The organism is Kosmotoga olearia TBF 19.5.1 (genome assembly GCF_000023325.1).
Classification (GTDB): Bacteria; Thermotogota; Thermotogae; order Petrotogales; family Kosmotogaceae; genus Kosmotoga; species Kosmotoga olearia.
Genome location: NC_012785.1, coordinates 1,915,880 through 1,937,209, shown reverse-complemented (window position 1 = coordinate 1,937,209; position 21,330 = coordinate 1,915,880). Strand labels below are relative to the sequence as shown.

Sequence of the window (21,330 nt, the reverse complement as noted above, 5' to 3'; positions counted from 1 at the left end):
TTACCCCTTTCGGTTAATAGCTCTTATCCATCTTTCAAGTAGACTTTCTTCAAAACCTATCTCAGCGCTTAACTCGTCAAGAGGATACGCAGGATTCCGCTCGTATTCGTCCGGACCAGAAATAAACTCAATAATTTCCTTCATAGGATCGTTCTCTTCAATTGTCAGTATAACCAGAGGATAAAGCTTTACAAAGCATTCCGTAACTTTATCTACCAATCTCTCTTTAGCAAAAGATAAGACCTCATTGCTCGGTATCTCCACACAAACAGTAAGAGGCTGATTTTTGATATCATTCACCCACGTTTCGATATCCACGGCCTTGGCATTATGAACTCCAGAAAGCACCTTTATTTCTGCCCTATCGCCAAACAGAAGACTATCCGAAATATTCATTTCATTGAATATATGGATTATTTGTCTAGCATTCTCTCGAAGGTTTTTCGTAAAAACCTTAGCATCTGAACCTCCATACATGCCTATCGAAAAGCCATATCTCATCACATCACGATTGATCCAGACAAACAACTGCGCAGATTCAATTCTTTTTCTTCCCCGGGGATAAAAAGCACCCCAGAAATGATCCCATGCCCCACCCCGACCAAAATCATTTTTTGGGATCTTTCCAAATATACTCTTCTCCGTTTCGAGCTTCTCTTTCATTTCTTTGGGAAGCTTTGAAGCAACTGTAGTCATTAATTCCTTGACAGGTTCTACTACATACTTATCAAATTCACCGCTTCTTTCATGATAAAAGGCCCTAGTCGGATTTTCATGCAGCTGGTCGAGTAGTTCGAAAGTTTTCTCCGTAAATAACCCATCTGAAAAAGTTCCCGGAGGGGTTTCAACAATCTCCCTGAATTCTTCTTCATCCAGTTTTATCAGTGTTCTAACCCACGCAGGTTTTTTTACCTCTCTTTTCTGCGTATCAATCCAGTCAATGGGCAATCGATGCCCGTGTCGTGTGTTTTCTACAAAATAATAAGGTCCAGTCACTACTCCTATTCCTAGAACTTCTTTTGTCCCGAGATTTGCAATAACATAATCCCCTTCTTTGATGTCTTTCGCAAAATTCCATACCTGTTCCATCCCGACCTTTTTGTATCCATCGATCTCTTTGCTCAATCTTTCAGCCTTTTCATTGAATTCTTTTCTTGTCATTCTGGATATGTCACCAAGCTTTTCCCAACCGATAGCAATATAACCATTCTCACGGCAACTCTCCCATTCCCAGGCCTGCTCTCCTGGCGCGATTTTCCAGTATTGCGGTTTTTTAAGAGGGTGCTTTTTTATCGAAATAAACCAATGGCAAAACTCATCGAAAAGGTCGGCCTGTCTGATTCTGTCTTCAGTAATCCCACTCAAAATACCCGACAGTTCGACAATTACCTGTTCAATAACCTTGTTAATCTCTGGATAATACTTCATTGGTTGGGGTTGATTTTTTCCCATAAAGAATTCAAGAACCCATCTAGGTTTATTATTTATAATATGGAATTTATCCGGATTAAGTGCATTCAGGATCGGGGACAAAATTCCGGACTGAAATCCCTTTGAATAGCCAGACTAGTCGTACCTTTCGCATATCTTTTCAAGTTCATCAGGATTCTCATAACAATCTTTGATAAACGTAAATATAACCTCCGTAACTTTGGACCATCCATCAGGTTTAACCCAACCAATACTTTCATATTTCTTTTTTAATGAGATATTTACCGCAGGTGCTACGTGATTCCAGACATCTGGATCCTTCTCAGCAGAATTCTGATCATAAGGTAAGAGTTTTTTCAAAACGAGATCAGTTATGTCATTACCTTTCTCCCATTCTTTAAGAACATACTCAAAATTCTTCCTTCCCTGTTTCCTGCAACTTTCATATTCCTGGAAGTGGGCTTGCCCTTTTTCAGTATTGAAATATTCTTCTAAAAACTCGTTGAAAAACTTCCCGAATTCCTTTTTTTTCTGCGGAAGAATAATTTTGCCAATGCTTTCTCGATACGCAACCCAAATAAAACTCTGTATATCTATCATATCTTTGGGATTGAAATCAGAAAGAGCCTTCATCAATTCAAAAGAGTAATCTTTCAAAAGCTTGTAGCTCCTTGCATCTGGTTTTCTGCTAAACGCAAATCCAAAGAAGTTCGCAAACCAGGATACTACCGATGGCTTTACAAAATACTCACTTTCAGGGTAAACAATGAAAAGAAAATACGTGGGAAATGTCCAGTAAGATTTTTCTCCGCTTTTTTCAACAAAATTACAGAATTTTTCCAGACGTTCTTCCGAAGAACCGGAACCATACAGAAGATTAAAAAACTCCTTTGAAAAGGCTTCTTTGTTTATTTTAGTGGAGAAGAGCAACCTTAAATCCCCGCTTGTTGGTATAGAATTAAACAGCAGGTTGTTGTCTTTGCCAATCTTTTCTATCCTCTCAAACAACTCCGAATAAGCCTTGCTTTCAATCAGTCCAGCTAAAACTGTTTCATTTAATAACTCTTTAGCCCTCTTTACTGTTTCAACCTTGTAATCTCGTTCCTCTTCCAGGAACCTATCATCCTCAAAACCCTTCCATCCAAAATAGCGGGAATTAACAAGATCAATTAGCTGATCAACTTTGCTCTTCTCTACCAACACATTCATCCCCCCAAGTATGTACATCACGGTACAATTTCAAAACGCAATATCTTTCAAACATTCTTGAGATAACTCTTTACCACTCACTAAAATCAAATAATGTTCGACCCCGCAAATCCTCGATCACTCCTAATTTTACCATTTTGCTAACAACTGGTGAAATAAAAAGCAAGAAGATCAGAATAGTATATTTATGTTTAAATAAGCATCTCTTGATGAGGCACTCATGTTTTTATGTTGAAGCAGTCTTCATGTAAATCAGTTATTTTCGAACGATAAAATGATGATACCCTTCTGATATGTCTTCGCTTTCCATGATAAATCCTGTAATATTCAGTCATTCTTCTACCTCATCTATTTCCGGATAAAAATGGTATCGTACCTAAGTGCCTGTTCATCCTTTTTAACCCCTTAACTGCTTTTACGGTTATATTATTTCCTTGAGACTGGAGGGATCTTCATTTTTCGGCGCCGCGCAGTGGCTACCAGATCTCAGGTCTCGAATCTCTATTCTCGTTCTTCGACTTCCACGATATCAAAATAGCTATTGCTACTGTCATCATCACAATGGTTGAATATGGTTTTATGTGGTTCGGTAAATCGATCACCTCACCAAAGAAGTTCATGCAAAAATGAAACAGCACACCGGATAAGATACTTCTCCCGTTGTTATTATAAATCCAGTCCATCACAACACTCGCCGGGAAAAAGGCCACCATAAAGTCTATGAAGTAAATGAATGAATCGTTCATCAGGTTATATTGATAAGTCCCTCTGACAAAAAACAAGGGAAGATGCCACAAAGCCCAAAAGGACCCCAATATGATACTCGACTTAATCCAGCTATATCGTTTTTCCAAATGATCAAGCGCAAAACCTCTCCATCCTAATTCTTCCACTATTGGTCCAAAGAAAAGCATGAAAACGGCAAAGGGTATCAGCTTTATGGGATTAGCCAAAAAACTCTTTAGGGTACTCAATTCCGGTATTGTTCCTGTCAGAAAGTAATTGATCATTACGGCAATTAAGCTGCTCACAGGGACAAACAGAAATATGACCAAATACCAGCCAAAACCTATCAGGCGAAAATCAAAGATCCTGTGCCAGAAATCTTTCCAGTATTTTCTATCCTTTTTCGAATAAGCCATGAAAATTCCGACAGTCGATGGAGCAATTCCACCTAGCGCATAAAACAATTTAGAAACAGTGGTTTCAAGTCCAAAGATCACAGGAACCAACCACAAACTCCATGACCATAAAAACGTGTACAGAAAGAAGCTCCAGTGTTCGTCTCTTGCTTGTTTCATTTCATCCAGTCCTTTCTTTATAACCGCTTTGCGGTAATCAGTTTATCATTTTGCGATGGTTTGCACACCCATTTATAGATAATTTGTAAATAGCACATCGGGAAAAACCAGTGATAAAGAAGCCGCCCGTTGCGAGAGTGGCTTTTTTATCACTCAAAGCTATATTTGAAATCCTCAAACACGTATTTCAACCATTCTTTCTGCGGCGACACAATATCAGGTAATTTTGATATAGGTGCCCAGAAAAATTTGAAAATATAGTTATCTGAGAAATGTTCCCAGGTTTCGGGAGTATCTTCATTACATATCAGGTGATAATAATGACGCCTGATTTTGTTTGTCAAAACACTGGTGGGAACCCAGCCAGTAATATTGTACGTTACGTACTTTTCTTCCGGAGACTCACCGTATTCCAGGACTATCTGCACCTGCGTAAATCCACTTTCTTCTCGGATGCGAGTTACAGGCAATCCCCTTCTAAATTCAGCCCAGTCAAAACTACTAAGATCTGGTCGTGAATACACCTTCGTTTTATTGAGGACAACAAATTCATTTTCAGGGAGTACAACGTCCTTGTAACCAATCAAGTTCTTAACCTCTACATTGATCAGCCCTGTTTCTTCAGCAGTCTCTCTAATGACTGCGTCCAGGAAATCTTCACCAGCTTCCACCGTTCCGCCAGGTATCTGAATACCTGCTGTTGGGTGTTTAAAAAGCAATAATTCTACTTCGTTACCATTTTTTCTGGTAACAAATGCAGCTACTTTCCCTAACACATTATCCATTCTTTCCCTCCTGCTTTTGAATCATCAGAACAAATCCAACATTTTTTGCTTTACGGCTAACTTTAATACTTTTCAATCTGGTGCCAAATATTATACTTTGAATAGGGTGTCTCAAAAATCAGTAACAGCCAATAATATCAGCCACCTTTCTGTGAGGACGGCTGTTCAAGATATTGAACATAACACAAAGATTGTATGCCAATATGGCCAAACCCAATACCGCATCATAATTCCTGTTTCTCACATACCAAATGTATTCCAGATTGAAATATTCTTGTAGAATGTTAATCGTTCTCTCTATCTCCCAACGGTTTTTATACTTCTCCGCATATATTTGCCTCAATTGAATGCCCAGCCAACGAGCCTGACACTGTTTTTCCAGTGATACACCTTTCCTTTTGTTTGTGTCTATTACTGGTATCATGCTACTACAATCGAATATATAACGGTATATCTGTTGCGAATCATATGCGCTGTCTGCGAGGAAATACTTATATCCCTGGCCAGAATCTATTTGTGCCTTTGCCACCGTCGAATCGTGTACAGCTGCTGGCGTTGTCATCCAATCTTGAATCAATAGGTTCTGTGCATCCAAACTCATATGTACTTTTCTTCCATATTCCCAGCCTTTTGTCGTCTTTGTCCAACTGGATTGGGGGTCTTTGTATTTCCCTGTCCTTCTTCGTCTTTGTGCTGTATGGGCTTTACAAGTCTTGGTCACGAAAGGAATCCACCACCAACTCAATCCTTTCAAGTCCTTCTATATCCAAAAAGAGGTTTACAACATCTTTGTTTATCCTGTGAAGAGGCAATTCTCTTACTCTCCTGGATATAGTCTGGAATGGTGGTATGTTTTTCAAGTCCAAGAGTTCCATGTATTTGGGATTCTTTTCTAAAAAGTTCTTTGCCCCACGATATGAGACATCGCATAGCTTCAATAAAATGGAAAGTTTCAAGATGCTCTTGTCAGAATAAGCCTTTCTTCTACCTCTGCCTTGTTTGTTAACGAGTTAGAAGGCAAAAGCTTGTCTAACTGCTCAATAATCTTTACAATATCGCTTTTTGTGAGTTCTTGTGGTACCATTTATTTGGGCCTCCTTTCTTGTTTTGGGCTATTTCAATGGTACCACCATTGGAACTTGGGAGGCCCGCTTTTTTTCGTGACACCCTAATACTTTGAAGACAAAAAACAGTCATAAATAATGATTAAATTTACATTAATGATTAGAGTGTTTAGATACAAAAAATAAACATACGCAGTAACTATTATTTCATTTAAGAATTGAGCATATGTATGGTATATTTGCTTTAGACGATTGCATTAATCACTATATCATAGGGGGTGTACAAATGAAAAGGAGATTGCTCGTAATTATAGCAATCGCTACTCTGTTAGTCAGTTTTAGTTCTGTAACCTTCGCTGACAGCTATGATCTTGTGATTCGTATGGTTGATCAGGCAAACGCAACCATTGAAACCATGATTGAAAAGGCCATTATCGCAGCAAACAAAATTACCGAAGCATACGACAACGCTGTAGAAGCAGCTGGAGACAATGAAGAACTGATAGCTAAACTGACTGATGCTTACAACAAAGCAATTCAAAAACTTGGACAATCTCTTGTTTCCAGTACAAGTGCGATATCAGAATCAGTTATAAGAACAGCTGCTATATTCGGGGTAAAGGTTGAATGCTACCCTGTTGAAGTAGTTCTTGGGAACCAGGTTTTTATAGTTGACCCTCTTAGGGTTATAGATGATTAACTTACTCCCTTATTAAAAAGGCTCCGCATTACGCGGAGCCTTTTTGGTGTACTAAAAGTTCATCAATCACATAATGTTTATATGATAAACTACTATAAAAGTCGCTCCTAATATACCTTGCGATATTTCAAATACATAAAAAGAGAGGAAAATTATGTTTGGCTTTTTTGCAAAAAGTTCAGATAAATACATCGAAAAAGTAGCACAAAAAAGCGCATCTCTTTCGTTAATCGCGCATGGAGACGGCATTGAAATCCTCATTCAAGAGATTAAGGAAAATACCATAAGTTTTATAGAACCTTTTAATAACGGTGAATTATTGGAATTTTTCTTTATCCTCAAAGGTAAACTCATATGTAGTCAGGAAGGAAAAAATGATATAATCCTCAAGTCCGGAGATTATTTTTATGCTCATAATATAACCTCTCCTGTTGAGATAAAAACCCTCGAACCTACAACCCTTCTATATGTCACCTCAAAACCAATTTTTAAATATCTCAGCAAGGACATTTCTGAATTAAAAAAAATAATGCATCGTGTTGAAGAAAAAGATGCTTATACCCACGGACATGGCAAAAGGGTGAGGGACCTTGCGTATGTGCTCGGAAATAAATTGGGTCTTTCCAAAGGAAAAATGGAAAGGCTCTTAATGGGAGCTTTGTTTCATGATATAGGCAAAATAAACATCCCTGATGAGATATTGAAAAAACCCGGTAAATTGACACCGGAAGAATTCGAATATATTAAGAGGCACCCGATAGATGGCGCAGAAATGGTCAAGGGAACGTTTCTTGAAGGTATTTCTGAGGTAATAAGACAGCACCATGAGCGAATCGACGGTTCCGGATATCCTGACGGCCTAAAAGGAGACGAAATACTTATAGAAGCCAAAATAATCGCCATTGTTGACAGTTTCGATGCTATGACCTCCAAACGACCGTACAGAGATGCTTTGGGCTGGGAAAAAGCATTGGAAGAGCTTAAATCTTTAGCGGGTATAAAATACGACGCAGAATTGGTGAAAATCTTCGAAAACTGTATAGAAGAAGGATTGATTTAATAACCAATCACTCTAATCCCTCTTTTAAGTCCCGGATGAATTCTCTGGCAAATTTCTGTTGCTCGGCATATATTTCTTTCGCCTCAGTAAGATAACATTGTCCTTTTCCCAATATGTTTTTCTCTATGTATTCAATCGTTTCCTCTAACGTTTGTCCCCGCACCGAACCGGTTATCAATGACTTAACTATCAGGAACGTCTTCCCACCCTCTATCATATGGGCATCGTGAAGAATTTTTCCCTCTAAGGTTCCTGGTATTTCCTTCTTCTGAGATTCCCACGCAACTTGAACGATTTTATCGATTTTATCGTTGGATAAGCCCTCAGCTTTCAACCATTCTCTTATCCGCTTTTCGTCTTTATATATAAACCCATGAAAATAAGCGGCTATCATCAATACCTCGCGATCTATTTCGCCTTCATGGGTTTTCCTAATCTGTTCGCTGTTTTGAGCACCCTTTCAACATGCGATAAATCGTGCATGATATCTTTGCTTTCATAATAAGGGCGTACAAATTGAAGCAAATCGGTGATATTAATCACTTTTCCTCCAGGATGACATTAGAGAATTCACAAAAACCATCTTATTTTCCTTATCACGGGCAATAAAACTGTTTTGTACAATGATTCACTGTACACTTAAACAGTAGATTCCGTAGTAAAGTAGGAAAAAGATCAAATAAATCGTTCAGAATTTAAGACAAATCCAGCGTACAGCGATAATGATAAAAAAATCAGTGAAAAACCGTTGAGTCTCGGTGGAGTTTCAAAAGTCGTCGATATTTTGGAAAATTTAAAATCATCATAAATTCAATCAAACAGGATAAACTGAATTGATAACCCGGGAATTATCACCCGGGTTTTATGATCTTTTCAAAAGTTGCATATTCCTTGTAAAGTTCACCACCGGCAGCAAGAGCATCTTGAAAACTTTTCTTGTTTTCAAAATCAACGTTTCCACCTTCAGCCCTGACATAACCTTTCCTGATGGCATTCTGTAAAACATGATAGTACATAGCAAAAGAAACGCCCTTACCCTGAAAGTTTTTCACAACAAAAACAACAAACAATCTGAAAGTCTTTATGCTTTTTCTTTTCCTTGATAGTTTCAACCACCCGAAAGGATAAAGCCTGCCCCTGAGTTCCTTAAGGATCTCGTTATAATTAGGGGAGCTACCGACAAAACCGATAGGCTCATCGCCATGATAAGCGATAGCTATGAGCTCCGGGTCAGAAAACTTCTTCATGTCATCTACAATTCTTAGCATCTCCTCATAAGAAGGGGGTCTTGCTTCGATCCATTCATCCGGAATCGAGTTTTCCATTATCAACCTCAAATCCCAGGCAACTTTATCAAGGTTTTTCATATCAGGCGCAACTATTCTAAAATCATAACGTTTTTTTGCTTCTTCGATCAGCCTGACATGTTTTTCGTCAATGGGCTTTGTTAGATCGTATTTGAAACAGGCGAAACGTTTATACATTTTAAAGCCAATCTCTTCCAGAAGTTCCTGGTAATACGGAAGGTTATAGTTCGCGTTTACAAAAGGTGGATCGTCAAAATTTCTTATCAATATGGCTTTGTAATCGTCTCCATTTGTCGGAGAATCCGTACCGATATACCTCACAATTTCTCTTTCTTTGAACCAATTGTCGGCCGCATGAAACAACAGGTCCGCTACATAAACATCGTTGTAGCTCTCAAAAAGAGTGAAGGATCCTGCACGGTTGCCATGTTCAATAACATTTCTATTGATATACACCCCAAGACGTGCAACAGGCTGCCTTCCATCCATAACAAGAAAAAACTCTCTGTCAACACTCATAACCGGGGAACCTTTTGTAATAACATTTCTTATAATAGTATTCAGCGGCGGTATCCACTGCGGTGTATTCTTATAAAGCTCAAAGGGAAGTCTAACAAAGTTTCTTATATCCCTTCTTGACCTAACTTTTACTAACCTCACTTAGCCACCCCTTCGTCTTCAAGCATTTTCCTCTGAAAGGTTCCGTCAATTTGGTAAAGCAAAAAACAGCGGAATAAAAACTGATGATAATCGTTGAAACGCTTAACACCAAATGATCATAGCTATTTTTCCGCTGCTCTTTATAAAAAAATTATAATACACCAAAGGCAGATTTATTGCACAACTTCTCAAAAGATGATGTATATGTGGTATGAAATTGACTCGTCAGGGCCAAAAGAAATTGACTCATTTCGTTCTCCTGATGTAGTAGTATTATTATACATAAAAGCGTATGTATTCTTGGTTTGGAAAGATTCTTGACTGTGTATGGCAAAATAAAAATGGTTCTTCCGCAAAAGTTATGAACTAAAGCATAAGAACCTTCAACCTCAGCAGTTCAAACGAACATCTTCCGTACATAACTCTCTTGATCACTTTAATCTTGTTTATGATTCCTTCTATGAGTCCATTGTTATCGTCCAGTCTAGCCGCATTCTTCACAGCCGGCAGGTCTCTTTCAATCCCGTGGACAAAGTGATTGAGTTCCGGAATTGAATATGTCTTCGTTGTTTCTATCCATTTTTCAAGATTGTTGGTATCTTTTTGAGCCAGGATTCGTCTAAATTCCTTTATCGCTGAATAGACCTTCTGCAGATCTCCGTTACCCTCAATATAGATTCGTACTTTTTTCTGTTCGCTTTCTTTGAGTTTCGAAATATCTTTGTACAACAGAGTGATCAAATGTCTCCTCTCCAGAATCGGTGTCGTCGGTGGATTTCTGTTTCTTCTCCCCGATTCCTTGTTGTGTTTTGCTAAGAATGTCTTCAAGTTGGAATAAGAACCCCTGTATCCTTCTTTGCAAATGGTTCGGAAGATTTCCATTGTTGTTCCCCTGTCCAGGTTCATCGCAATGATGGTATCCTTGTAAGGATCGAGGTTGCTTCTTTTGCTCGCACCTTTTGACCCGTGAATCATTTTGCCTTCGTACTTTATGTACTTTAAAACTGTTCTCGGTGATAATCCTAATTCTATGGCTATCTTTCTAGATGAATAACCTCGTTTGAAGAAGAGTTTCTTAACCTTTTGAACCTTTTTGTTCTTCTCTTTCTCTCGTTGCATTTGTAACATTTCCAGGCGAGTGCATTTGTTCTTCGGTTCAAGGCAGTTCTCTTCAGGAAATTCAGTCATGCCGCTCATTTTGATTTTCCTGGGTAGGGTCCGTTTTATGTATTCTTTGGCTTCTTCGGTGAGATTCTTGACTAAATGAAATCGGTTACTAACCTGTATGGCCTGAGGAAATGCTTCTTCTATGGCTTTTGCATAGCTGATCGAACCATCACGTGATACCACTTCTATATCCGGATATCCTTTCAACCATTCGGTGACGTCTTTCGTATCACGAAAGGCAACGATATCTACAACCTGTGACGTATCTCGATCGACCATCACTGTCCCATATGTGTGGCCTTTCTTTATGGCAAAATCGTCGATGCAGATTCTCTTGACTCGGGTGTTTACAACTAACTTGTTTTTTTTAATATCCGTAAAATTGTGTCATCCGAAATCCTGGCTATCCCTTTGTTAATAACTTTCTTTGCACTACGAGCACTCATGTTCAATGCGATTTCTCTGATTTTTTCATCCAACCTGATTGTTCTTCTTCCATACCTGGTGGCAAAAGGAAGTGTTTCCGGGAATCGCGCATGGTCACATTCGGGATTCTTACAAAAAAAGACTCTCCGCTCCAGTATGATTGTCAATAGCTTTTCTTGAACGGGTAAATCAGAGATATTGTTATGATATACGGAGTGGACACCCCTCGATTTTTCGCCACAATATGGGCAAGCCTCTTCAGAAGTCTCTTTTCTCGCATGGAGTTCTATTTTTTTATCGTCAATAAAAGCTTCTACCAATACCAAATCTGGATCCAGTGTTTTCAATAGTTCTTGCATTTACATCATCTGCCTTATCATAGTTTTTTGTCCATGCTTCGATTCTACTCTTTTTCATTGGTTAAATCAGTAAATTTACGGAAGAACCATAAAAATACAGCAAGTGGCAGGATAAAAATCCAGCGGTAAGGGAAAGAAAAAGATCATTGCCAGCATCCGGAAAATCCATTACCCTTTAATTGCACACCAAAACAGTTAAAGGGGGTTAGAAAGGAGTGCTGACAATGATCCAGGTACATCATATCAAATATCTACGTGAATTTAAAGGGAAGTCGCTAAGAAATATAGCCAACGAAACTGGCCACGATTTCAGAACGGTGAAGAAATATGACGAAATGGATGATTTCAACGAGTATGTTCAACGTAGAAAGAGGACTTCCAAGCTCGATCCGTACAAGCCCAAAATAGATGAATGGCTGGAAGAAGATAAAAAGGTAAAGGCAAAACAACGTCATACTGCTAGAAGGATTTACAAGAGACTATGTGAGGAATATCCGAATTTTCCGCTCAGCGAACGTACGGTAAGAGCATATGTGAGAAAGAAAAAGAAGGAATTGTATTCCAACGAAGGTTATTTACCTCTTGACCATCCTGGTGGTGAAGCTCAAGCAGATTTTGGACAGGCTGAGTTCATTGAAAAGGGTAAGGGAACGACGCTGCATTATCTGAATCTTTCTTTTCCATACAGCAACGGGGGATACTTTCAACTGTTTAGAGGGGAAAACCTTGAATGTTTGCTCGAGGGGCTGAAGAACATATTCGAACATATTGGAAAGGTTCCTCGGCGTATATGGTTCGACAACCTATCTCCCGTGGTGAAAAAAATTCTGGATGGAGGGGAAAGGGAGGTAACGGAGAAGTTTTACAGATTCTGTCAACATTATGGTTTTGAACCTGTGTTTTGTAATCCTGGTTGTGGCAATGAAAAAGGCAATGTGGAAAACAAGGTTGGATATAACAGGCGGAACTTCTTTGTTCCCATACCCAGGATAGAGAATCTTGAAGATTACAACAAAGAGCTCTTAATCCTCTCGGAGAAAGATATGGAAAGACCCCATTACCGAAAGGAAAAGAGCATTAAAGAACTGTTTTTAGAAGAAAAGAAAAAGATGCTCCTACTCAACGAAAAACCTCTGGATATTTCCAGGGTACAGAAAGCAAAGACAGACAAGTATGGGATGCTTCGTTTTGAAAACAACAGATACTCCGTGTCACCAAAACATACTGAAACAGAAGTGTGGTTGAAGATAGGGGCATCGGAAATAGAGATACTGGATGAAGACTACAAAGTGCTCGTAAAACATCCCAGGTTATACGGACACAACCTCCAATCTCTGAATTGGTATCCATACCTTGAGACATTAAGCAGAAGACCGCGTGCGTTGAAATACACAGGATTTTACAGGGAATTATCTCCTATTTGGCAAGAATACTTTGAATCCTGTGATTACCAGGAAAAGAAAAACAGCCTGAAATTGCTGGTCAAAATGCTACGTGAAACAGATATGGAAACCGCGAGATATGCACTGGAGATAAGCCAGAATAGTGAACGTTGCACTGCTGAGACGATATTCCTATCGTACCGACGGTTGATCCAGGAAGAACCATCACCTTTTGAAACAGGGAACGAAGTACCGAGATTACAAGCATATACAACCGATTTTAAAGAATACGATGCCCTGGTGGGTGAAAGGAAATGAAAGAACTCATCGCTCAATACTGCAAAGAACTGAGATTGGGAAAAAGTATAGTGGAAAACTACCAAAAGATACAGGCAGAAACCAACGAGGAATTCCTGGTGAAACTACTGAAGCTGGAGATTGAAAACAGACGGGTATCACGTAAAAATCGTTATCTAAAACAGGCGAATTTCGAGGTAATGAAAACCTTCGAAGACTACAGTTTTGAAAACGTACAGATACCCAAGAGTATAACATTGGAAGAATTACAAGAAGGGAGGTTTCTGGGAAAGAAAGAGAACCTAATACTGTATGGCCCTGTAGGAACAGGAAAAACACACATGGCAACAGCCATAGGTATCGCAGCTTGTAACCGGGAAAAGAAAGTCAGATTTTACAGAACGGCCACACTGGTAAATGAACTTGTGGAAGCAAAAAGCAACGGAACATTGAAGAGGTTCTTGAAGACACTCAGAAAGACAGATTTGCTCATATGCGACGAATGGGGTTACATACCTTTAGACCGGGAAGGAGCGCAACTCTTGTTTCAAGTGATTGCGGAAAGATATGAGAGGAACAGCGTAATAATCACAACGAACCTTGAGTTCAGCAAATGGAATGGGATATTCTACGATGAGAAACTCACCAGTGCCATAATAGACAGATTGATTCACCATTGCCATTTATTCGTATTTGCAGGCAAGAGTTACCGATTGGAACATTCGAGTATTAAGACTTAATTTTTTTACCCCGGGTGCTGGTTTTTTATTTTTCCAAACGCTGGATTTTTATATTGCCAAAAACATTCTTGACATTACAAATAGGCATTTTTATTGGTTAAATATTGCTGTCTTCAGCTATATATTTGAGTTTTCTTGCCTATACATTTTTATATAACCAAAGGTAGTTTTTGATCGTATTTTTTTAAGGAGGAATTTTATGAAGCTTTGCATTTTTGACATGGGTGGAGTTGTAGCATACAATACAGCCGTAGTTCCTTTTATCTCCAAATATCTTCGTATTAAAGAAAAAGAATTCACTAAGTTTGCCGGTCAAGAAAATTTTGCGCTTCTCCAAAAAGGCAAACTCTCCACGGAAGACTTTTGGAAAAGCTTCTCAAAAAACTATGGCAAAGAAATCAAAGAAGATTTATAGGTAACCTTTTTCAAACCCAACATAAACCCGGAAACTGTGGATATTATTCACGAACTTAAACAGAAAATCCGTGTGGTGCTCGGGACGAATACTATTGATTCTCATTATAAAGTGCATATTAATAGAGGCGATTATTCCATTTTTCAGAAAGTTTATGCTTCTAACGTCATTGGTTACGCAAAACCAGATATAAACTTCTACAAGTATATTCTCGATTCAGAAAAAATTGAGCCTTCCGAATGTATTTTAATCGATGATTCACCTAAAAACGTTGAAGCTGCAAATTCTATTGGTATAAACGGGATTGTCTTCTCCGACGCACAATCCTTGAGAAGAATTCTTTCCAACAAATATAAACTTCTAAACTAGGGGCATAAATAATATCGTTAATTTCTTTAAAATGACCCTTCGTCTTAAAAATAGAAAGGCTGACATCCGCCAAGTATGCCAGCCTTTTTGTAAATTATCCTGAAAGTAAAATAATCAAGTTTCCTCAACTTTGAAGAGCCTTTTCAGGTTTGACATTGCGATTCGAGGATTTACCATCACTCTTGTTCCAGAAATACAGCCACCTTCACAGCTCATTCCTTCAATTAATCCTTTTACTTCGCCCTTTTTTGCTTTTTCTAATGTTTGTATGCACTCTTTTAACCCTGAACAGACAACTGTTTCGAACTCTTTGTTTGCGAAGCTTTTAACTGCTTCAGCCACTCCGCCAGAGGTAGCAAACAGTCTTCCATAAGGAGTTGCGTTATTGAGTTCTTCCTCTTCTACATTTGCTGGTTCTATCCCTTTAACCGCAAATATGGAGGCAATTTCTTCATATGTCAGTGCATAATCGGTATATGGTTGAAGGGTAACTTCATATTTCTTTGCTATACATGGTCCTATAAAAACAACCTTGGCGTTTGGATAGTCTTCCTTAATCTTTTTAGCAAGCATGTGCATTGGAGAAAGGGAAGGCGAAATATGTTCGACAAGTTCTGGAAATCTCGTTTCTATCATTCTTTTGAAAGCCGGACAACAGGAAGTGGTTATGAACCCAAGCCTTTCAAGATTCTCTTCCACATATTCCGCTTCTTCTTTGGCTACCATATCCGCTCCAATGGCAACCTCAAAAGCATCAACGAAGCCCACTTCTTTGAGGGCTTTTTTGAATTGACCAAGCGAGACCCTTGGTCCAAACTGTGCCACTGAAGCCGGGGCAAATATGGCCACCATCGGTTCTTTTCCAAGCCTGACAGCGACCTGACCGATCGAAGAGCTTTCAACTATTGCCCCGAAGGGACATGCTACCGCACATTCTCCACACTGAACGCATTTTTCATCGTCAATTAAAACAAAGCCATTTTCATCTGAGTATGTAGCGCCAACGGCACATGCTGAAACACACGGGCGTTGAATTTTTATTATGGCACCATAAGGACAGTTCTTCGCACAGAGTCCACAACCGACACATTTTTCCGAATCTATTTTTGGTTTTCCGTCAACAATTGGAATGGCATTTCTCGGACAGCTATTTATACAGTATTTCGCCGAACAATTACGGCACATGTCTGTGATATGATAACTCGGTAGTGGACATCCATCACATATTTCCCTGATTATATTTATAACTTTCCCGCTTTTGTTCATTAAGGGACTTTCACCTTTGAGTATCGCTTCCATTTCCGGTATTAGCTCATATAGCTCCAGATCTTTGGTTTTAGAATAATCCGTCCCGAGAATAATCTTGATTGTTTCATCAATCGTTATCTTTGTTTTGTAAACATCTTGACCTTGCGGGATGCTTCCCTCTTTGATTATTTCTTTCGATATCTTGGGAATCTCGTTGTACTTACCCGAAATTATTTTCTGAAGCAGTTTGATATAAATTTGCCTTCTAAGTTTTGTAAGTTCTGTTGTTATTACGTTTCTCATTTGTCCACCTCTTTCAATATATGGTAGACGCTCTCAACAGTGACATTCTCATATACCTGACCATTTATTTCTATTATTGGAGGCTTTTTCCCGACATGGCAGTATCCTGGGCACGTTACAGCAACTAATTCTATGTTGGGATCATTATCGGCGATTTCCTGTATCACAGTCAATATTTCACTGGCTCCCATCAAATGACACATCGTTCCGACACATACTTTGACTTTCATTATGGCACCCCCTAAAAATATTCGACCGTAACTTTCTTCCCGGCTTTTTCTAGAATTGAAACGAGCTCAGTAATAAGATTATGCCTTACTGACATGTCAAAGGGAAGAGAAGGATTCTGATAAAATGGATTTATTCTTTGGCCAACCATTAGAGTTATTTCTTCACTTTCTGCTAGCATCCTCGCCATCAGGGTGGCTCCATCCTTGCCATGAGGGATGCTCTCAGCATCCACACCATATTTCTTAAGAATGGCTATCACTTTTTTCAATGTGAGAACACCTTCAGCGACAAGATCAACTCCTTCCAACTTTCCCACTGGAGGAACGTCATCAAGCATTGTCGAAAGGTCAACCTCTATTTCCTGTCCTAACTCTCTGGCAACAATATTTCCTGTTGTTCCGCCACACACAACCTTTGTTGCGTCTTTATGGGAAAGGAAGCGGTTGACAACGTAGCTATCCATCGCTGGATCAAGGGGCGGACCGGTAAATATCACCAAATTCTTCTTTTCCTTTATTCTTATTCCAACAAGTGTTGAGTCATCTCCAGGCTGTCCGCCGTAGTAATTGTTGGTAAGTTCCATCACATTTTCCACAGCTTTCCTGGAGGAATCATATTTGACAAAGGCTTTTCGCAGGTATTCTGCGACGTTTTCCCAACCCCACCCAAAGTTCATAAGGTTTCCAAGGCCTGCATGTAAAACACCGTCAGACATCATGAAAATCGCGTCTCCGGGGTCTCCTTTAAAACGAACATCAAGAATCTTCCTGCCTTCAATGTTTTTATAGGCTCCTAAAGTTCGCGGATCTATCAATTGACCACGCTTTATAATCACAGGCGGTGGGCCATCGTAATTTATTATACGAACCTCGCCATCTTCATTAACAATACATATCGTAAAGGTTGAATAGGCTATTCCTCGTACTTTACACACAGGAAGCGTTTTAGCAAGAGTATGTACCGTTTCTTTTAAATCTATTCCCTGTTCGAAAAGCGTGACGATTATCTCACATGTCAGGGAAGAAAGTATCCTCGCTTTAACTCCGCTTCCCAAACCATCTGAAAGGACTACGATAGTCGCACCAGAAATCTTCTTAATCTTTACCGTATCACCACAAAGTTCTTCTCCATATTTATTCAGTTGTTTAACTGTCACCCCTGCCCTAATCGGCAACGCAATCACTCCCGGGTAATCAGGTCCCTGAGCTTAATAAGCTGAGCCTTAGTCTCTGCAACCGTTTCACCAAGTATGGAAGCTATTTCCTGAGCAATCTGCATCTGTTTATCAACAACAGCCTGCACCTGTTCCGCGGCTTTCATTTTCAATTCCAGAGATTTTTTCTCCCGTTCTATCTCTGAGGTCATATCAATGAGTATAGCTGCAATCATTTTGGCTTCAGGAATAGGGAATATCACAACGTTCACATTCAAGTCATATTTGGGAAAGTACATCCTTTGATTCTTAATGACAGTATTTTCATCTCTAACCTTTTCAAAAACCTTGACATCCTCGAAAATCTCGCTCAGATGCTTTCCCACAATCTGCTCATCTTCATGAAACTTGAAAAGTTTTCTGAAGGCTGGATTTACTATCCGAATCTTGAACTTTTCATCTACAACCACAAGAGCATTGGGATCGTAATCCCAGAGAATCTCCCAGATCGTTCTCATTGAGGTCAAACCTCTTCACCTCTTTTCAAAATTTCTTTGAAGAAAAATTCTTCCACATTGTCCTCGGATATGTGGTAGAAAACCTTACCATCCACGGACACTACAACCCCTTTATTGCAAGGTCCCATACAAAAGGATCCCTTAAGGCTGACTTTTCCATCAAGTCCTTTTTCTTTGAGTAAGACTTGAAGCTTCTTTGCGATGTTTGGAGAACCTTTTATATGACAGGCGCTACCCATACAAACTTTGATTTCCATAATACGCACCCTCCATGTGATTTTTTTCACAATTTAATTCTATCCTCTAAACATGTCTTTATTATTAAGAAAATTAGTAGAGCTGTATAAGATCCGAGATTTCAAGAATCCGAGAGTCGAGAACCAAAAAAACGTTGTAGGTTGTACGTTGTGGGTTGTACGTGAAAACCAAGAAAGGAAATCCGAGATCCGGTAACCGCCGCACAACCGAGGCTTGCAGACGCTGTGTTGGCTTCGCTCTTTATAAACAGAACTCGTCATTCTAAATACCCCCACCTGTCATCCTAAACTTGATTCAGGATCTCGCACTTAAGAAACCCAGATTCTGGATAGGACATCTCCAGAATGACTGCTTTTCCCAACCGCGAAGCGGTTCGGAACAACCACGTAGTGGTTCGAGTCAACTCCGCATGAGTTCGTAGCAATCCCGGAGGGATTCGTTTCCGCTGCAAAGCAGCGCACAGCTCAACACTTCAGCTGTCTCACCATAACTATCCATCCAACTCAAGAAGTTTTTTCAGTTCTATCACATAATGGTCTTTGATTCGATCAAAAATCGCTCGAGAAGTTTTGTCATCATATGTATGAACTGTTAGATTTCTATCGTCAATCATTTCAAGCCATGTATCCTCGTTTTCAATAATTCCTAACTTGTATGCTTCTTTGAAACATTTTCGTGGGCTATTGCATATAATACCTTCCTTTTCCAAATATGCTTTGATAAGTTTCCATGAAAGCTCAAAGGTGAACTCAAACCTTTGAATAGTCCCATCGATTTCCAGAGTGGTTTTTGCAGTATCAGCCGCTTCTTTCAGCCTTTCATATGCTCTTTTGTAATCACTGGCTATTTGCTTGAATCTTTTCATATATAACTATCCCTTCTCTGTAGATTTCTTCCTTCAGATACGCATTTACTTTTGAAAGATCAACAACATCGAATTTAAGCAACGTCCTAACTTCTTCTTCCAGCAATTCTTTTAGACCTACAATCTCCCTTTTGGCTCCTTCAACAGCGATATCAATATCAGACGCACGCTTAAAATCCTCCCTGGCCCTGGATCCAAAAAGGTAAATTTTTTCCGGGTCGCAAAAATCCACAACTAGCCGAATGATCTGGCAAATTAGTTCCCCACTTAAACCAAATTTTTTATAAAATTTCTCCATTTTTATCACCTTGTGCGAAATTCACGCTTTATAACCTTCTGGTGCTATTCTATCATTCAGAAGTCAAATTCAAAAGGAAGATGCTGGGATTGCCCTTGGCAATGACGCTTGGAATCGCTTTTAGCGATTGATGCTGGGAATCAGCTTCGCTGATTGATGCCTGGAGTGGCTACACCGCTGACTAAAGGGCACAGCATGCTGTACCCCTACATTAATGGTTCTCGACGGCTTGACCCCCAAATATTGGACAAAAACAGACCAACATCAAGGATTTACGTACACAGGCTCGTTTTGGCTGGAGAATTCAGTATAGTATCTTGGTGTTTGGTATTTCAATGACCCATGAGGTCTCAGGTTGTTGTAAAAAGACAGATATACCTTTAGTTTTTCACACAAGTCTTCAAGATTCTTGAATTCGTTGTTTCTTACGAATTCCCTTTTCAAAGAAGAGAATGACGATTCAATAAATGCTTGCGAATCCGGATTCCTTACTATTCCAAATTCATGGATTATATTTTCTTCATTCATGTATATTCCCGTATCTAATGCTTTAAATTGGCTTCCGTTATCCGTTCTTATTATTTGTGGTTTTGCTCTTTTTGTGATCGCTATTTTCATTAATTGAATGAAATGTTCCTTTTTGCAGCTTTTACCTACATATGTTCCCACTATGCTTCTGTCATACACGTCTATTATGTTCAGTATCGCTGCATTCCCATCTTCACGTGTTTTTACGAATGTTATATCCGCTTCCCACAATTGGTTCGCTTTTGTCACTGTTATTGAACGGCTTCGAGTGTATGGATGCCTTTCACGCCTTTTGTACTTCCCAACAAGTCCGAGCTTTTTCCTGAGTCGGTGCAATTTCTTGTGATTTACTATGATTCCGTATACGTTCCGGATATATCTGGCTATCTTTTTTGAACCCATGTACTTCAAATAATATTCCTCTTGTAAAGGAGATTCGATCGCATTAAACCACAGCAGCAGTTTTTCTATCTCTTCGTCTTTTGTGATACCTCCAAAAACATTAAAGGCATAACCTCTTTCCTTTCTTCCTCTCCTGCCTTTCAGGAAAAAGCCCGGATTCTTGCTCCTGTAATAGCTACTCCTTGGTATCTCTAAAACTTCAAGAACGAAGCTTACACGAAACCCCCAATTTATGTACTTATTAGCAATACAGAGGATCGTAATATCTGTTACTTTTTTCCCTGGTTCTCTTCCATGTTCGTTTTTTTTAATTTTTCCTTGAGTATTCTTATTCTCAGGTCTCTCTCAGCAAGTTCCAATTTCAATCTTTCCAATTCGGCGTTTATTTCTTCAGGATCATCACTGTGTTCCTTTATCTTATCCAGGCCGAGCTCTTCTTTAAGAAAAGCGGGTATCTTGCTTTCATCTGCTATGAATGAAGGCTTCCTTTTCGGAGGCTGGAATGCATTTTCTTTGTATCTTTCGTAGCGCTTTACCCAACTCATGATAAGTGAAGCATCCACATCATATTCGACTCCCAATTCTGTGTAACTCTTGTTTGTTCCTAAATACTCCTTAACCAACTTGATTTTGAATTCTGAACTGTATCTTCGCGGTGTTTTTCCTTTCATTCCTTTTACCCCCTTTTTCTTTCCTTTATTCTATGCTGTTGGGCTTCTTTTGTCCAATCCTTTTAGGGGGTAAATATGTCGATTGTCACGTACAACCTACAACGCACAACCCACAACGTTTTTTTATCAACCACGTAGTGGTTCGGAACAACTCCAAAGGAGTTCGTAACACCGGCGTAGCTG

25 protein-coding genes are annotated in these 21,330 nt (G+C 39.3%); 6 read left to right on the top strand and 19 right to left on the bottom strand.

Going from position 1 to position 21,330, the window contains the following annotated elements:
• The 7 genes from KOLE_RS11530 to KOLE_RS11835 all read right to left on the bottom strand — a co-directional run bounded on the left by KOLE_RS11530 (window position 1) and on the right by KOLE_RS11835 (window position 5,810).
• On the bottom strand, window positions 1-1,452 hold the full coding sequence (locus tag KOLE_RS11530) for a DUF2461 family protein (protein WP_201030060.1): 1,452 nt from the start codon (window positions 1,450-1,452) through the stop codon (window positions 1-3).
• A 114-nt stretch (window positions 1,453-1,566) separates the two neighbouring features.
• Window positions 1,567-2,634 carry a hypothetical protein gene (locus tag KOLE_RS09145; RefSeq protein WP_015869138.1) on the bottom strand — a complete coding sequence of 356 codons (1,068 nt, stop codon included), beginning with the start codon at window positions 2,632-2,634 and terminating at the stop codon, window positions 1,567-1,569.
• A 482-nt stretch (window positions 2,635-3,116) separates the two neighbouring features.
• Window positions 3,117-3,941 (bottom strand): type II CAAX endopeptidase family protein, encoded by an 825-nt coding sequence (locus KOLE_RS09140; RefSeq protein ID WP_015869137.1) that lies wholly within the window; start codon window positions 3,939-3,941, stop codon window positions 3,117-3,119.
• A 149-nt stretch (window positions 3,942-4,090) separates the two neighbouring features.
• Window positions 4,091-4,726 (bottom strand): NUDIX domain-containing protein, encoded by a 636-nt coding sequence (locus KOLE_RS11250; protein ID WP_015869136.1) that lies wholly within the window; start codon window positions 4,724-4,726, stop codon window positions 4,091-4,093.
• Window positions 4,727-4,844: 118 nt separating this feature from the next.
• Window positions 4,845-5,447 carry a transposase gene (locus tag KOLE_RS09130; RefSeq protein ID WP_015869135.1) on the bottom strand — a complete coding sequence of 201 codons (603 nt, stop codon included), beginning with the start codon at window positions 5,445-5,447 and terminating at the stop codon, window positions 4,845-4,847.
• The gene (locus KOLE_RS09125; protein ID WP_015869134.1) at window positions 5,431-5,682 is read right to left on the bottom strand and encodes a hypothetical protein; all 252 of its coding nucleotides are present in this window, start codon (window positions 5,680-5,682) and stop codon (window positions 5,431-5,433) included. The genes KOLE_RS09130 and KOLE_RS09125 overlap by 17 nt, the downstream gene beginning before the upstream one ends.
• Window positions 5,679-5,810, bottom strand: a complete 132-nt coding sequence (locus KOLE_RS11835) for a hypothetical protein (RefSeq protein ID WP_015869133.1) — start codon at window positions 5,808-5,810, stop codon at window positions 5,679-5,681. The genes KOLE_RS09125 and KOLE_RS11835 overlap by 4 nt, the downstream gene beginning before the upstream one ends.
• Before the next feature lie 266 nt (window positions 5,811-6,076).
• Here KOLE_RS11835 and KOLE_RS09120 point away from each other — a divergent pair, with 266 nt between their 5' ends.
• Together KOLE_RS09120 and KOLE_RS09115 are read left to right on the top strand one after the other, a co-directional pair.
• The gene (locus tag KOLE_RS09120) at window positions 6,077-6,490 is read left to right on the top strand and encodes a hypothetical protein (RefSeq protein ID WP_015869132.1); all 414 of its coding nucleotides are present in this window, start codon (window positions 6,077-6,079) and stop codon (window positions 6,488-6,490) included.
• Between the two features lie 154 nt (window positions 6,491-6,644).
• Window positions 6,645-7,550: an HD-GYP domain-containing protein gene (locus KOLE_RS09115; RefSeq protein WP_015869131.1), complete on the top strand. Its 906-nt coding sequence runs from the start codon at window positions 6,645-6,647 to the stop codon at window positions 7,548-7,550.
• A 7-nt stretch (window positions 7,551-7,557) separates the two neighbouring features.
• Here the strand turns inward: KOLE_RS09115 and KOLE_RS09110 are convergent, their stop codons facing one another.
• The 4 genes from KOLE_RS09110 to KOLE_RS11775 form a co-directional block, all read right to left on the bottom strand.
• Window positions 7,558-7,944, bottom strand: a complete 387-nt coding sequence (locus tag KOLE_RS09110) for a hypothetical protein (RefSeq protein WP_015869130.1) — start codon at window positions 7,942-7,944, stop codon at window positions 7,558-7,560.
• Window positions 7,945-8,401: 457 nt separating this feature from the next.
• A complete protein-coding gene (locus KOLE_RS09105) occupies window positions 8,402-9,517 on the bottom strand; it encodes a GNAT family N-acetyltransferase (protein WP_015869128.1) in 1,116 nt (371 codons plus the stop codon).
• Window positions 9,518-9,883: 366 nt separating this feature from the next.
• On the bottom strand, window positions 9,884-10,993 hold the full coding sequence (locus tag KOLE_RS09100) for an ISL3 family transposase (RefSeq protein ID WP_235599796.1): 1,110 nt from the start codon (window positions 10,991-10,993) through the stop codon (window positions 9,884-9,886).
• Window positions 10,994-11,037: 44 nt separating this feature from the next.
• Window positions 11,038-11,469, bottom strand: a complete 432-nt coding sequence (locus KOLE_RS11775; RefSeq protein ID WP_015869126.1) for a transposase family protein — start codon at window positions 11,467-11,469, stop codon at window positions 11,038-11,040.
• 224 nt (window positions 11,470-11,693) lie between these two features.
• Between KOLE_RS11775 and istA the strand changes: the two genes are divergently transcribed.
• From istA to KOLE_RS11690, 4 genes are all read left to right on the top strand, one after another.
• Complete coding sequence (istA, locus tag KOLE_RS09090; RefSeq protein ID WP_015869125.1) at window positions 11,694-13,169, top strand: IS21-like element ISKol3 family transposase; 1,476 nt, start codon at window positions 11,694-11,696, stop codon at window positions 13,167-13,169.
• Entirely contained in the window at window positions 13,166-13,888 is a 723-nt protein-coding gene (gene istB / locus KOLE_RS09085; RefSeq protein WP_015869124.1) for an IS21-like element ISKol3 family helper ATPase IstB, read from the top strand. Before istA ends, istB begins: the two co-directional genes overlap by 4 nt.
• 199 nt (window positions 13,889-14,087) lie before the next feature.
• Complete coding sequence (locus KOLE_RS11695) at window positions 14,088-14,303, top strand: HAD family hydrolase (protein WP_201030057.1); 216 nt, start codon at window positions 14,088-14,090, stop codon at window positions 14,301-14,303.
• A gap of 21 nt (window positions 14,304-14,324) precedes the next feature.
• Window positions 14,325-14,672 (top strand): HAD-IA family hydrolase, encoded by a 348-nt coding sequence (locus KOLE_RS11690; RefSeq protein ID WP_255358905.1) that lies wholly within the window; start codon window positions 14,325-14,327, stop codon window positions 14,670-14,672.
• Window positions 14,673-14,786: 114 nt separating this feature from the next.
• Here KOLE_RS11690 and KOLE_RS09075 read toward each other — a convergent pair whose 3' ends face one another.
• From KOLE_RS09075 to KOLE_RS09040, 8 genes are all read right to left on the bottom strand, one after another.
• The gene (locus KOLE_RS09075) at window positions 14,787-16,223 is read right to left on the bottom strand and encodes a 4Fe-4S dicluster domain-containing protein (protein WP_015869123.1); all 1,437 of its coding nucleotides are present in this window, start codon (window positions 16,221-16,223) and stop codon (window positions 14,787-14,789) included.
• The gene (locus KOLE_RS09070; protein ID WP_015869122.1) at window positions 16,220-16,453 is read right to left on the bottom strand and encodes an NAD(P)H-dependent oxidoreductase subunit E; all 234 of its coding nucleotides are present in this window, start codon (window positions 16,451-16,453) and stop codon (window positions 16,220-16,222) included. The genes KOLE_RS09075 and KOLE_RS09070 overlap by 4 nt, the downstream gene beginning before the upstream one ends.
• 11 nt (window positions 16,454-16,464) lie before the next feature.
• Window positions 16,465-17,628, bottom strand: coding sequence for a SpoIIE family protein phosphatase (locus KOLE_RS09065; RefSeq protein ID WP_015869121.1), 1,164 nt, complete (start codon window positions 17,626-17,628; stop codon window positions 16,465-16,467).
• Window positions 17,629-17,633: 5 nt separating this feature from the next.
• The gene (locus KOLE_RS09060) at window positions 17,634-18,125 is read right to left on the bottom strand and encodes a PAS domain-containing protein (protein WP_015869120.1); all 492 of its coding nucleotides are present in this window, start codon (window positions 18,123-18,125) and stop codon (window positions 17,634-17,636) included.
• Between the two features lie 5 nt (window positions 18,126-18,130).
• Window positions 18,131-18,382: a (2Fe-2S) ferredoxin domain-containing protein gene (locus KOLE_RS09055; RefSeq protein ID WP_015869119.1), complete on the bottom strand. Its 252-nt coding sequence runs from the start codon at window positions 18,380-18,382 to the stop codon at window positions 18,131-18,133.
• Between the two features lie 491 nt (window positions 18,383-18,873).
• Window positions 18,874-19,248, bottom strand: coding sequence for a nucleotidyltransferase substrate binding protein (locus tag KOLE_RS09050; protein ID WP_015869118.1), 375 nt, complete (start codon window positions 19,246-19,248; stop codon window positions 18,874-18,876).
• Window positions 19,220-19,546 (bottom strand): nucleotidyltransferase family protein, encoded by a 327-nt coding sequence (locus KOLE_RS09045; RefSeq protein ID WP_015869117.1) that lies wholly within the window; start codon window positions 19,544-19,546, stop codon window positions 19,220-19,222. Before KOLE_RS09045 ends, KOLE_RS09050 begins: the two co-directional genes overlap by 29 nt.
• Before the next feature lie 264 nt (window positions 19,547-19,810).
• A protein-coding gene (locus KOLE_RS09040; protein ID WP_148208028.1) for an IS3-like element ISKol4 family transposase occupies window positions 19,811-21,147 on the bottom strand; the annotation gives its coding sequence in 2 pieces (ribosomal slippage) (window positions 19,811-20,748 and window positions 20,748-21,147; 1,338 coding nt in all).
• Window positions 21,148-21,330: the final 183 nt, after the last annotated feature.